The organism is Hydrogenophaga sp. (assembly GCF_018780385.1).
In the GTDB taxonomy this organism is placed as follows: Bacteria; Pseudomonadota; Gammaproteobacteria; order Burkholderiales; family Burkholderiaceae_C; genus Hydrogenophaga.
In genome coordinates this window covers 1-12,246 of record NZ_JADMJO010000104.1, presented here as the reverse complement: position 1 = coordinate 12,246, position 12,246 = coordinate 1, and the positions used below count along the sequence as shown (strand labels likewise).

General features: G+C 64.2%; 13 protein-coding genes. 6 read left to right on the top strand and 7 right to left on the bottom strand.

Annotated features, from left to right (window positions below):
* The 3 genes from IV113_RS22625 to IV113_RS22615 all read left to right on the top strand — a co-directional run.
* Window positions 1-818: NAD-binding protein (locus tag IV113_RS22625; protein ID WP_291089929.1), on the top strand; the 818-nt coding region annotated here is incomplete at its 5' end.
* Between the two features lie 122 nt (window positions 819-940).
* The gene (locus IV113_RS22620; RefSeq protein WP_291089926.1) at window positions 941-1,903 is read left to right on the top strand and encodes an MBL fold metallo-hydrolase; all 963 of its coding nucleotides are present in this window, start codon (window positions 941-943) and stop codon (window positions 1,901-1,903) included.
* 92 nt (window positions 1,904-1,995) lie between these two features.
* Window positions 1,996-2,541, top strand: a complete 546-nt coding sequence (locus IV113_RS22615; protein ID WP_291089923.1) for an adenine phosphoribosyltransferase — start codon at window positions 1,996-1,998, stop codon at window positions 2,539-2,541.
* Window positions 2,542-2,559: 18 nt separating this feature from the next.
* On the opposite strand, the gene IV113_RS22610 is transcribed toward IV113_RS22615, so the two are convergent.
* From IV113_RS22610 to rpmH, 7 genes are all read right to left on the bottom strand, one after another.
* Window positions 2,560-3,210 carry a hypothetical protein gene (locus IV113_RS22610; RefSeq protein ID WP_291089921.1) on the bottom strand — a complete coding sequence of 217 codons (651 nt, stop codon included), beginning with the start codon at window positions 3,208-3,210 and terminating at the stop codon, window positions 2,560-2,562.
* Between the two features lie 109 nt (window positions 3,211-3,319).
* Window positions 3,320-3,811: a cyclic nucleotide-binding domain-containing protein gene (locus tag IV113_RS22605; RefSeq protein ID WP_291089919.1), complete on the bottom strand. Its 492-nt coding sequence runs from the start codon at window positions 3,809-3,811 to the stop codon at window positions 3,320-3,322.
* 106 nt (window positions 3,812-3,917) lie between these two features.
* Window positions 3,918-5,312, bottom strand: coding sequence for a tRNA uridine-5-carboxymethylaminomethyl(34) synthesis GTPase MnmE (gene mnmE, locus IV113_RS22600; RefSeq protein ID WP_291089916.1), 1,395 nt, complete (start codon window positions 5,310-5,312; stop codon window positions 3,918-3,920).
* A 165-nt stretch (window positions 5,313-5,477) separates the two neighbouring features.
* Entirely contained in the window at window positions 5,478-7,187 is a 1,710-nt protein-coding gene (gene yidC / locus IV113_RS22595) for a membrane protein insertase YidC (protein WP_291089912.1), read from the bottom strand.
* Window positions 7,184-7,471: a membrane protein insertion efficiency factor YidD gene (gene yidD / locus IV113_RS22590; RefSeq protein WP_291089909.1), complete on the bottom strand. Its 288-nt coding sequence runs from the start codon at window positions 7,469-7,471 to the stop codon at window positions 7,184-7,186. The genes yidC and yidD overlap by 4 nt, the downstream gene beginning before the upstream one ends.
* Window positions 7,461-7,880, bottom strand: coding sequence for a ribonuclease P protein component (locus IV113_RS22585; RefSeq protein WP_291089906.1), 420 nt, complete (start codon window positions 7,878-7,880; stop codon window positions 7,461-7,463). The genes yidD and IV113_RS22585 overlap by 11 nt, the downstream gene beginning before the upstream one ends.
* An 80-nt stretch (window positions 7,881-7,960) precedes the next feature.
* Window positions 7,961-8,095, bottom strand: a complete 135-nt coding sequence (gene rpmH / locus IV113_RS22580) for a 50S ribosomal protein L34 (RefSeq protein ID WP_006299042.1) — start codon at window positions 8,093-8,095, stop codon at window positions 7,961-7,963.
* A gap of 297 nt (window positions 8,096-8,392) precedes the next feature.
* Here rpmH and dnaA point away from each other — a divergent pair, with 297 nt between their 5' ends.
* From dnaA to IV113_RS22565, 3 genes are all read left to right on the top strand, one after another.
* On the top strand, window positions 8,393-9,736 hold the full coding sequence (gene dnaA / locus IV113_RS22575; RefSeq protein WP_291089903.1) for a chromosomal replication initiator protein DnaA: 1,344 nt from the start codon (window positions 8,393-8,395) through the stop codon (window positions 9,734-9,736).
* A gap of 162 nt (window positions 9,737-9,898) precedes the next feature.
* Complete coding sequence (dnaN, locus tag IV113_RS22570; protein ID WP_056270743.1) at window positions 9,899-11,005, top strand: DNA polymerase III subunit beta; 1,107 nt, start codon at window positions 9,899-9,901, stop codon at window positions 11,003-11,005.
* A gap of 80 nt (window positions 11,006-11,085) precedes the next feature.
* Window positions 11,086-12,246, top strand: a 1,161-nt coding sequence (locus IV113_RS22565) for an ATP-binding protein (protein WP_291089897.1), incomplete at its 3' end; no start/stop codon positions are given.

The window sequence follows — 12,246 nt, the reverse complement described above, 5'->3', positions numbered from 1 at the left end:
TGGTGGGCAGCGACTGGCTGATGCAGTCGGTGCAGATGACCAGCATCGCGCGCAAAGCCATCAATGCCGACAAGCACGTGATCATTTGTGGCTACGGCCGCTGCGGGCAAAACCTCGCGCGTCTGCTCGAAGCCGAAAGCATTCCCTACATGGCGCTTGACCTCGACCCGGACCGCGTCCGTCAGGCCGCGGCCGCTGGCCACTCGGTGGTGTTTGGCGACGCGGCCAGGCTGCAGGCGCTCATGGCGGCCGGTCTGCACCGCGCCAGCGCCGTGGTCATCACGTATCTGGACACGCCCAGTGCGCTCAAGGTGTTGCGCCACACGCACGTGCAAGCGGTGAATGTGCCGGTGGTGGTGCGCACGGTGGACGACGTGGACCTGGAAAAACTGCGCGCGGCCGGTGCCACCGAGGTGGTGCCCGAAGCCATCGAAGCCAGCCTGATGCTGGCCAGCCATGCCCTGGCGCTGGTCGGTGTGCCCATGCGCCGCGTGATCCGTGTGGTGCAGGACCAGCGCGACGCTCGCTACAACCTGTTGAAAGGCTACTTTCACGGTGCCGACGACGACGGCGCCGACGAGCTCGACCACGAGCGACTCAACACGGTCACATTGCCGCCGGCCGGGCGCACCGTGGGCAAGACGCTGGAGAGCCTGGCCCTGCACGCGGTGGGCGTGCGGGTGGTGAGCTTGCGCCACGCCAGCGGCATGCCCGCGCCACTGACCGACGACACCGTGCTGCAGGGTGGCGACACGCTGGTGATCAGCGGCAAAGCGCCGGCCCTCGCGCTGGCTGAAGACAAGTTGCTGTCGGGCTGAAGCACCATGGGTTCGGGTTTGTGGAAATTCCCGACCATCAAGTAGGCATTAAGAACGATAGGTGCGACATGCGACCAGTCGGTATGTATGCTCACGTTCTTTCACCACCCGGAGAGCTTTAGATGATGGATCGCCGTTTGTTCCTGGGCGCTGGCGTGGCCGGCGCTTCCGCACTGACGTTCTCGTCCGTGTTCTCGCAAAACACCCCCAACTTCGGCGCGCCAACGCTGCCGGAACCGGGCTTTCGCAAGATGAAGCTGGGCGCGATGGAGATCATCGCGATCAACGATGGTGCCCTGCGCCGTCCACTGGGTGAAGAGTTCGTGCGCAACGCGCCGCTGGAGCAGGTCAAGGCCATGCTGGCGTCGCAGAAGCTCTCCCCCGACTACGTGGACATCCCGTTCACCCCCTACCTCATCGTGAGTGGCAACACCAGGTTCCTGATCGACACCGGCTTCGCTGACAACGGACCACCCACCACCGGTCGCCTGGCGGCCAACATGGCTGCTGCAGGCTACAAGCCGGAAGACATCGACCACGTCATCATCAGCCACTTCCACGGCGACCACATCAACGGCTTGGTCAAGAAGGACGGCTCGCCGATGTTCCCCAAGGCCAAGGTGCACGTGCCCAATCCGGAGATGGCTTTCTGGATGGATGAAGCCAAGATGGCCGCCGCGCCACCCGCCGCCCAGGGCGGTTTCCAGAACGCGCGCCGCGTGCTCGGCAAAATCCCGGCCGACCGCCTGGTGCGCTTCGAACCCGGCGCCGAACTGGCCCCGGGCATCCAGTCGTCGGCCGCCTTCGGCCACACACCGGGCATGGCCGTGTTCACGGTGCGTTCTGAAGGACAGTCGTTCATGTACACCGCCGATGTGACCAATGTGCCCTCCCTGTTCGCACGCAGCCCCGACTGGGCCGTGGCGTTCGACATGGATGCCGAGATGGCCCGCCAGACGCGTCGCCGCATCTTCGACACGCTGGTGAAGGACAAGATGGCCATGGGCGGTTTCCACTTCCCGTTCCCGGCCCTCGGCACGCTGGAGGCATCCGGCAACGGTTACCAGTTCAAACCCATGGCCTGATCGGGAGGCCATGGTCTCCCACCCCGGCCTTCGTGCCGGGGTTTTTTTTGGCCCCGGTCAATAATGGGCGCCTCCCTCAAGCCTCCACTCCGATGGACATCTCAGCCTTCCTCAAAGCCCACATCCGCACGGTGCCCGACTGGCCCGCGCCCGGCGTGCAGTTCCGCGACATCACGCCGCTGCTGCAAGACCCGAAGGTGTTTCGTGTGCTGATCGACGCTTTCGTGCACCGCTACATGGACCCGGCCCTCAAGCCCACCGTGGTGGCCGGCCTCGACGCGCGGGGGTTCATCATCGGATCGGTGCTAGCGTACGCGTTGGGTGTGGGCTTCGTTCCCATCCGCAAGAAGGGCAAGCTGCCCTTCACCACGGTCGAAGAAACCTACGAACTGGAATACGGGAGCGCCACGGTGGAGCTGCACACCGACGCGGTGAAGTCCGGCGACAAGGTGGTGCTCATTGACGACCTGATTGCCACCGGTGGCACCATGATGGCCGGGCGGCGTCTGCTGGAGAAGCTGGGTGCCGAGGTGATGGAAGGTGCTGCCATCGTCGACCTGCCCGAACTCGGCGGCTCGCAGAAGCTGCGGGAATCCGGTCTGGCGCTGTTCACGCTGGTCGACTTTGCCGGGCACTGAGCCCCGATCACGGCCCGGTCAGAGTTTGCCATGCTGCGTGTCGCTGAGCGCCGCGAAGTCGCTGTGCGATTCGGGAACGGGCAGTTTCGCTTCGTCGGGTGAGGTATACGCCGGTTTGGCGGCGCTCTGAAGCACGGCTCGAAACGCATCCACCTCGTCGGCACCCAAGGCCTGCATCGGCGTGCGCGACGACTGGATGTTGGGCTTGGGAATGGCGGTGGGATTGAACATCTCGGCATCCCGCCGGGTCTGGGCGGAAACAGCCGCGCGCAACGCCACACCGACTTGGTCGTGAGCCGCACGGCGGCGCCAGTACACCGAGCGCACGAGCATGCCGTGGCGAGCCTTGGCGCTTTGCTGGATCCAGTTTTCAATCTCCAGCAGGTACTCGTCGGGCATGCCTTCGGCAGGCAGTGCCAGGTCGACCAGCACGAGGAAACAGTCGCCGTTGGCGTCCAGCGTGAGCACCTTGAACTCATAGCTGGTGGAGAGCACGCCCGCGCGGATGAGCGATTCGCGGACCACGCCGAACAATTGTTCGCGCCGCAGGATGCGACGACCCTTGCGCGGCGAGATCAGCGGCAACGTGGTCTGGCCAAACGACTTGCGCGCGCGCGCCAGCCGGCCCTTGCCCGATGCGTTGGTTTTCTTGGCATGGAGCCAGCTCATGAAGGACATGGTCAAAGTATGCACAAGGCGTGGTACTGAAGTGGTCTGAATTGGGACATGAATCCGGCGCTGTCCTGCCCAAGCTTCACAAACGCATGCCCCGTGGTCATCAGGTGACTGCCACCCGCTTGGGCTTGTTGTACATGCGCCGAGCCAGCACGGCGGACATGGACACCGTCAGTTCCAGGGCAATCTCGGGATGGCGGATGGAGAGCTCGCGAAATCGCAGCGGCGTCATGCACCAGAGGCGGCAGTCGCTGCCGGCGTGCACCGTGGCGCTGCGCGGGAGGTGGCTGAAGAACGCGCCTTCACCCAGCAGTGAGCCCGAGCCCACCACCGCGATGCGCACGCGCTCCTTGTCGTCTTCGTAGTGCACGGTCAGCGTGCCGCTCTCGACGAAATACACCGTGCGGTCCTTCACCCCCTGCTCGATCAGCACCTGACCTTGCTGCAAAGCCACGGGTTGCAGGTAGTTCGCCAGCAACGGCCACTGGCTGTCGGTGAGGTTCAGAGGCACTGCGTCCAGCGCGCTGCTGTGCCGCATGGACTGGGCCAGGCCGTTGATATCGAAGCGCAACGATGTCGGAGGTGTGACATGCATCACGTCAAGATACCCGCGGCCCACACCACCACGCAAGCTGTAATTACCCGTGCTTACAACTGTGCCGCCCAGCGGCGTTCGCAGCGTTCCGGGCGGTGCCGCCGGCCTACTTTCCGATGCAGAAACGCGAAAAGATTTCGCCCAGCAAATCGTCGGCGGTGAACTCGCCGGTGATCTCACCGAGCGCTTGCTGGGCCAGGCGCAACTCTTCGGCCAGCAGGTCCAGATGCTCAGCCTGCGCCGCGAGCAAAGCATCAGCCACCAGCAGGTGTTCATCGACGCGCTGCAGTGCCTGCAGGTGGCGCGCGCGCGCCATGAACAGGCCGTCGCCCGGTTGCTGCCAGCCCGCCAGCGCCAGCAGGCGCTGGCGCAAGGCTTCCAGGCCCTCACCCTGCTTGGCTGAAATGGCCAGACCACCCTGCATGTCGGCGCGCGTGGAGGGGCTCTGGTCGAGCTTGTTCCACACGTGCAGCACGGGCACGCCTGTCGGCACGGCCTGGGCCAGGCTGGCGGCAATCACGGCATCGGCGCTTTGGTAGACGACCGTCTCGGTGCGGGTCAGGTCGTGCAGGAACAGCACCACGTCAGCCTCGCGGATCTGGCCCCAGGCGCGCTCGATGCCGATCTTCTCCACCTCGTCCACATCGGGACTGTCGCGCAGGCCGGCGGTGTCGACCACATGCAGCGGCACGCCCTCGATCTGGATCGTCTGCTGCACCACATCGCGCGTGGTGCCCGCCACGGGCGTGACGATGGCGAGCTCGGCGCCGGCGAGCGCATTGAGCAGCGAGCTCTTGCCCGCATTGGGTTGACCCGCGATCACCACCTGCAGACCGTCGCGCAACAGCGCGCCCTGCCGGGCCTGCGCCTGCACGCCCGCCAGCGCCTCACGCAGCCGCCGCAGCTGCCCCGCAGCGTCGGCTTTTTGCAGAAAGTCGATGTCCTCTTCGGGGAAATCCAGCGTGGCCTCGACCAGCATGCGCAGGTTCACCAACGCGTCGCGCAGGCTATGAATGCGCCCGGAGAACACCCCGGCGAGCGAGCGTGACGCGCTGCGTGCCGCCGCCTCGGTGCTGGCATCGATCAGGTCGGCCACGGCCTCGGCCTGCGCCAGATCGAGCTTGTCGTTGAGGAAGGCGCGCTCGGTGAATTCACCGGGACGCGCCGTGCGCAGCGCGGGCAAGGTATCGCGCGACACCTCAAGGCAACGCGCGAGCAGCAACTGCAGCACCACCGGCCCGCCGTGACCCTGCAGCTCGAGCACGTCTTCACCGGTGTAGGAATGTGGGCCCGGAAACCACAAGGCCAGGCCATGGTCGATCGGCTGACCCGCCGCATCGGCGAATGGCAAATAGGTCGCCTCTCGTGGCTTCAAAACCCGCCCCAGCAAAGCCAGCACGAACGACTCCAGTCCCCGTCCCGACACCCGAACAATGCCCACCCCACCCCGACCGGGCGCGGTGGCAATGGCAACGATGGGATCACGAGAGGCTGCGAGCATGGTGAGCGAGCATAAAGGGCCAAGCCCAGAAACAGCGAGGGCCTGCGAAGCAGGCCCGGCGAGGAACAAAGTGCCCCATCCCAGGGGCGTCAAGGGTCCGGCTCCGCCGGCCCAAGACGCCGTCCCCCCTTCAAGGGGGGAAGCCGCGTCAGCGGCGCAGGGGGGTCATGCCTTGAAGTTTGGCATGCTGAACTTCAGCGGCACACCCATGCGCTTGTTGATGAAGGACTGTTGCGCGATGGTCAGCACGTTGTTCGTGATCCAGTACAGCACCAGGCCGGACGGGAAGAAGAAGAACATCACCGAGAACATCAGCGGCATCAGCCACATCAGCTTGGCCTGCAGCGGATCCGGTGGCAGCGGGTTGAGCGCGGTCTGGATCATGGTGGTCACGGCCATCACCAGCGGGAGGATGAAGTACGGATCGGGCGAGGACAGATCGGTGATCCAGGCCGCCCAGGGCGCGTTGCGCATTTCCACGCTGGAGAGCAGCACCCAGTAGAGCGCGATGAACACAGGGATCTGAATCAGGATGGGGAAGCAGCCACCCAGCGGGTTGACCTTTTCTTCCCGGTACATCTTCATCATTTCCTGCTGCATGCCCTGCGGGTTGCCCTTGAGGCGCTCGCGCATTTCCATGATGCGGGGGTTGATCTTCTTCATCTTCGCCATGCTGCGGTAGGCGCTGGCGTTGAGCCAGTAGAACGCGGCCTTGATCAGCACCACCAGCAGCACGATGGACCAACCCCAGTTGGCCACGAAGCCGTGGATCTTCTCCAGCAGCCAGTACAGCGGCTTGGCCAGGATGGTCAGCCAGCCGTAGTCCTTCACCAGTTCCAGGCCTGGAGCAATCGTCTCCAGCACTTTTTCCTCTTGCGGACCGACGAAGAGCCGCGCTTGCACGCTCTGCGTCTGGCCGGGCTCGATGGCCGGCAGGTTGGTGATGCTGCCCACAGCGAACAGGTTGTCGTCCACCTTGCGGGCGAAGTTGTCGCGCGCCACACCGTCGCCCAGCAGCCAGGCCGAGGCAAAGTAGTGCTGCACCATCGCCACATAGCCGTCGGTGCTGGACTTGATGTACAGGTCTTCCTTCTTCTTCTCGATGTCGGCGAACTCGACTTTCTGGTACTTCTTCTCGTTGGTGTAGACGGCCGGGCCAGTGAAGGTGGAATAGAACGGCGTTTCGCTGCTGAGCTTGCTGCCGTCGCGCACCAGTTGCAGGTAGAGCTGCGGGCTTACGGCCTGCGTGCCGAGGTTTTGCACCTCGTGTTTCACGGCGATGTCGTAGTGGCCGCGCGTGAGGGTGTAGGTCTTGACCAGCTTCACGCCGCCCACGTCGGCCGACTCGAAGCGCACCTGCAACTCGTTCTGGCCATCGGCCAGCGCGGTCTCGGACGTCACCAGATTCATCGGCGTCTTGTGGGTGGGGAACGAGCCACCGATCAGGCCGGTCTGGGCCACGTAAATGCGGTCGGCGCCCTGGGTCAGCAAGGTGAACGGCTGTTCGCTCTGGTCCTTGCTTTGCTGCGTGGCTTCGGCGTGCTTGAGCAGCTCGGCGCCAATCAGCGATCCGCCCTCGGTGTTGAAGACGAGCTTGAACACATCGGTGGTCACCACGTGGCGTGCGGCGACCGGGCTGGGTGCGCCAGCCGGGGCTTCACCCGGTGCGCCGGTGGCGGCCGACGAAGGCACGGCAACCGCGTTGGGCACGCTGGCGTCGGCGGCGGGAACCGGCTTGGAGGCAGGTGCGCTCACCTGCGTCGAGCCGGGGAAAAAGGTGGGCTTGTGCCCGTTGTGGATCTGCCATTTGTCCCAGATCAGGACCATGGACAAACCAAACACCACCCACAGGATGGACCGACGGATGTCATTCATGACGCGTTCTTCTTTGCTGAGGAGGGTGAAATCAGACGGGAAAAGAGGGCGGGCCGGGACTCGGGCACCGGATCGAAGCCACCTTCGCACCAGGGATGGCAGCGCACCAGCCGCGCGACCGTGAGGTAGGTGCCAGCCGCGGCACCGTGTTGCTCCAGTGCGCCGATGGCGTACACCGAACACGAAGGCTCAAACCGGCAACCGTTGCCCAACGACGGGCTCAGGAGCAGCCGGTAGCCTTTGACGAGACCCACCAACACCTGGCGCGGCCAGTCAGACCACATCGCGGACCTCCCGGGACGCGGCGGCTTTCGGCAACATGGCACGCGACAACAACTGCTCGAGCTCCAGGCGCACGGCGCGTTTGAGCCCGTCGGACGTGGCACTGACGAACTGCTTGCGGCTGAATTCGCTGCGCAAGCGCACCACCCAGGCAGCCTGCGGCAAGGCGGCAGGCTGGTGCCGAGCCACTTCGTAGATCTGGCGGCGGATCGCATTGCGCGTGACAGCACGTTTCGCCCAGCGTTTGGGCAGCAGGACACCCAGCCAGGCATCGGCCACGGGAAACAACGGCTTGCCCTCGACGTCAACGTCCAGCGCTGCTCGGTGCAAGGCGAAGTGGGGAGTCTTGGCCACGGGCGCTCCAGCCATGACGGCCTGGAACTGCTGGCGGGACCGAAGGCGCTGGGTCACTGCACAACCGCCAGCATTTGGCGGCAGACGGGCCGGGCACAGGGACACCGGCACACCATGCGCCAAGTCAACGCGCCGACTCAGACAGCCAGACGCTTGCGGCCTTTGGCGCGGCGGGCGTTGATCACAGCACGGCCACCACGGGTCTTCATGCGAACGAGAAAGCCGTGGGTGCGGGCGCGACGGATCTTGGAAGGCTGGTAGGTGCGTTTCATGGTGGTCTCTTACAAATCGGGAAAACCCGCAATTATCGCAAAGAAAACCCAGGTGCGGCAAGCACTTGGCCTTATATGCAGACGATCCACTTCAGGAACACCACCCTGAGCACTTGCCGGAGCGCCCCGCTGACCGGCTTGTGGATAAGTCACGCACACGCCTACAATGGTCGGCTGGCCTCGCGTCATTTGTCCACAACCACAACAACATCGCCACCCAGCATGATCGAGGGCCTTCCCCCCAGCGCTTCCCTGCCTTCCAGCAGCGCAGACTCCCTCTCCCTGTGGTCGTCCTGCATGGACCGACTCTCCCAGGACATCCCGGAACAACAGTTCAACACCTGGATCCGCCCCCTCTCCGCCACCGTGGCGCCCGACGCTTCCCGGGTGGTCGTATCGGTGGCCAACCGCTTCAAACTGGACTGGATCCGCACCCAATACGCCGCCCGTATCACCGCCTTGCTGGAAACCATTCAGGGGGCTCCCGTGGCGCTGGAGTTGGTGCTCGCTCCGCGCGAAGGCCCCAGCCGCACGTCACCAGCGCCACGGACTGCGCAAGAGTTGGTCCTCGCCGAACTGCCCGATCTCGCACCCCCCGAGGTGACGGCACCGAGCGGACCGAAGACGCGCCTGAACCCGGCGCTGGCGTTTTCCACCCTGGTGGAAGGCTCGGCCAACCGCATGGCACGCGCAGCCGCGATGCACGTGGCGGGCAGCTTGGGTCAGCTCTACAACCCGCTGTTCATCTACGGCGGCGTCGGCCTGGGCAAGACCCACCTGGTGCACGCCATCGGCAACCACCTGCTGGCCGATCGTCCACAGGCCAAGGTTCTCTACATCCACGCCGAGCAGTTTGTGTCGGATGTGGTCAAGGCTTACCAGCGCAAAACCTTTGACGAGTTCAAGGAGCGGTACCACTCGCTGGACCTGCTGCTGATCGACGACGTGCAGTTCTTTGCCAACAAGGAGCGCACGCAGGAAGAATTCTTCAACGCGTTCGAGGCCTTGCTGGCCAAGAAGAGCCACATCGTGCTGACCAGCGACACCTATCCCAAGGGCCTGGCCGACATTCATGAGCGCCTGGTCTCGCGCTTCGATTCGGGCCTGACGGTGGCCATCGAGCCGCCCGAGCTGGAAATGCGCGTGGCCATCCTGATCAACAAGGCGGCGGTGGAAAATGCCGTCATGCCCGAAGAGGTGGCCTTTTTCGTGGCGAAGAACGTGCGCTCCAACGTGCGTGAGCTCGAAGGCGCGCTGCGCAAGATCCTGGCCTATTCGCGCTTCAACCAGAAAGAGATCTCGATCGCACTGGCGCGCGAGGCGTTGAAAGACCTGCTGTCGATCCAGAACCGGCAGATCAGCGTGGAGAACATCCAGAAGACCGTGGCCGATTTCTACAAGATCAAGGTGGCCGACATGTACAGCAAGAAGCGCCCGGCCAGCATTGCTCGCCCGCGCCAGATTGCCATGTTCATCGCCAAGGAACTGACCCAGAAGAGTCTGCCCGAGATCGGCGAGCTGTTTGGCGGGCGCGACCACACCACGGTGCTGCACGCGGTGCGCAAGATCGGCGCCGAACGCCAGCAGAACACCGAGCTCAACCAGCAGCTGCACGTGCTGGAACAGACGCTCAAGGGATGAGGCGCGGCGCCCAAGTTGGAGAGCCGTTTTTGAGTCGAAAGGCGTTTTGCCGGACGCTCTTCCAAAACAGCGAAAATAACGAAGATTTGGCTCGGACAAACGCAGGGCCCGCCGGGGAGGCAACCCCCGGACCACAAGCAACCAGAGACGAAAGAGTCTGACATGATCGTTTTGAAATCGACCCAGGACAAGGTTCTGGCCGCGCTGCAATCGGTGGCCGGCATCGTGGAACGCCGCCACACCCTGCCCATCCTGGCCAACGTGTTGCTTCGCAAGACCGGCTCGCAGGTGCAGCTGACCACCAGTGACCTGGAAATCCAGATCCGCACCACCGCCGAGCTCGACGGCGACAGCGGCAACTTCGCCACCACGCTGGGTGCGCGCAAGCTCATCGACATCCTGCGCACCATGCCCGGCGACCAGAGCGTGAGCCTGGAATCCAGCGCGGGCAAGCTCATCCTCAAGGGTGGCAAGAGCCGCTTCACGCTGCAAAGCATGCCGCCGGAAGACTTTCCGCTGGTGCAGGAGTCCGCCAGCTTCGGCCCGGTGTTCTCAGTGCCCCAAAAGACGCTCAAGAGCCTGCTCGGCCAGGTGTCCTTCTCGATGGCGGTGCACGACATCCGTTATTACTTGAACGGCATCCTGTTCGTGGCTGAAGGCAAGCAGCTCAGCCTGGTGGCCACCGACGGCCACCGCCTGGCTTTTGCTTCCGCCACGCTGGACGTGGAAGTGCCCAAGCAAGAAGTGATCCTGCCGCGCAAGACGGTGCTGGAACTGCAGCGCCTGCTGAGCGACAAGGAAGGCGCGATCGAGATGCAGTTCGCCGCCAACCAGGCCAAGTTCAGCTTCGACGGCATGGAGTTCGTCACCAAGCTGGTCGAGGGCAAGTTCCCCGACTACAACCGCGTGATCCCGAAGAACCACAAGAACATCGTCACGCTCGGCCGCGTGCCGCTGCTGGCCTCGCTGCAGCGCACCGCCATCATGACGAGCGAGAAGTTCAAGGGCGTGCGCCTGAACATCGAGCCCGGCGCGCTGCGTGTGGCCTCGAGCAACGCCGAGCAGGAAGAAGCGGTCGACGAACTCGACATTGACTACGGTGGCGACACGATCGAGATCGGCTTCAACGTCACGTATCTCATCGACGCGCTGCAGAACATGACGCAGGAGATGGTTCGCATCGAACTGTCCGATGGCAACAGCTCGGCGCTGGTGACCAACCCCGACGACAACGCCTTCAAGTACGTTGTCATGCCGATGCGGATCTGATCCCGAGCGATCAACTCTCCCCCAAGCCCGACCCGCTGCCCAGCGGGTTTGGCCTTTCTAGCGATTGAGAAAAGTCCCCTATGTCCGAAGCCAACAAGCCCGCCGAATCCGTCAACACCGGTGCGGCCAACGCCGACAGCTCCAATTTCCAGCCCACCATCGACGCCCACCAGGTCGGTGCCAGTGAAGGGTATGGCGAAGGCTCGATCCAGATCCTGGAAGGCCTGGAGGCCGTGCGCAAGCGGCCCGGCATGTACATCGGCGACACGTCCGACGGCACCGGCCTGCACCACCTGGTGTTCGAGGTGGTCGACAACTCCATCGACGAAGCCCTGGCCGGCCACTGCGACGACATCGTGGTGACCATCCACAGCGACAACTCCATCAGCGTGACCGACAACGGCCGTGGCATTCCCACCGGCGTGAAGATGGACGACAAGCACGAGCCCAAGCGCTCGGCCTCCGAGATCGCACTCACCGAACTGCACGCCGGCGGCAAGTTCAACCAGAACAGCTACAAGGTCTCGGGCGGCCTGCACGGCGTGGGCGTGAGCTGCGTGAACGCGCTGAGCCAGTGGCTGCGCCTGACCGTGCGCCGCGAAGGCAAGGTGCACCAGATCGAATTTGCACGCGGCTTCGTGCAGAACCGCCTGCTGGAGACCACGCCCAACGGCATCGAGATCTCGCCCATGCGCGTGACCGGTGCGACCGAGAAGCGCGGCACCGAAGTGCACTTTTTGCCCGACTACGACATCTTCCGCGAGAACGCCGACTTCCACTACGAGATCCTGTCCAAGCGACTGCGCGAACTCTCGTTCCTGAACAACGGTGTGCGCATCCGCCTGAAGGACGAGCGCAGCGGCAAGGAAGACGACTTCTCCGGCGCCGGCGGCGTCAAGGGCTTTGTCGACTTCATCAACAAGGGCAAGACGGTTCTGCACCCCAACGTGTTCCACGCGCTGGGGGACCGCGCGAGCGACCAGGGCACCAACATCGGTGTGGAAGTGGCGATGCAGTGGAACAGCGGCTACAACGAGCAGGTGCTGTGCTTCACCAACAACATCCCGCAGCGCGATGGTGGAACCCACCTCACCGGTCTGCGCGCGGCCATGACGCGGGTGATCAACAAGTACATCGACGACAACGACTTCGCCAAGAAGGCCAAGGTCGAGGTCACCGGTGACGACATGCGCGAAGGCCTGTGCTGCGTGCTGTCGGTCAAGGTGCCCGAGCCCAAGTTC

Coding starts and splice junctions, on each gene's coding strand:
- IV113_RS22620 (WP_291089926.1), top strand. CDS start 941: ATGATGGATCGCCGTTTGTTCCTGGGCGCTGGCGTGGCCGGCGCTTCC.
- IV113_RS22615 (WP_291089923.1), top strand. CDS start 1,996: ATGGACATCTCAGCCTTCCTCAAAGCCCACATCCGCACGGTGCCCGAC.
- IV113_RS22610 (WP_291089921.1), bottom strand. CDS start 3,210: ATGAGCTGGCTCCATGCCAAGAAAACCAACGCATCGGGCAAGGGCCGG.
- IV113_RS22605 (WP_291089919.1), bottom strand. CDS start 3,811: ATGCATGTCACACCTCCGACATCGTTGCGCTTCGATATCAACGGCCTG.
- mnmE (WP_291089916.1), bottom strand. CDS start 5,312: ATGCTCGCAGCCTCTCGTGATCCCATCGTTGCCATTGCCACCGCGCCC.
- yidC (WP_291089912.1), bottom strand. CDS start 7,187: ATGAATGACATCCGTCGGTCCATCCTGTGGGTGGTGTTTGGTTTGTCC.
- yidD (WP_291089909.1), bottom strand. CDS start 7,471: ATGTGGTCTGACTGGCCGCGCCAGGTGTTGGTGGGTCTCGTCAAAGGC.
- rpmH (WP_006299042.1), bottom strand. CDS start 8,095: ATGAAACGCACCTACCAGCCTTCCAAGATCCGTCGCGCCCGCACCCAC.
- dnaA (WP_291089903.1), top strand. CDS start 8,393: ATGGACCGACTCTCCCAGGACATCCCGGAACAACAGTTCAACACCTGG.
- dnaN (WP_056270743.1), top strand. CDS start 9,899: ATGATCGTTTTGAAATCGACCCAGGACAAGGTTCTGGCCGCGCTGCAA.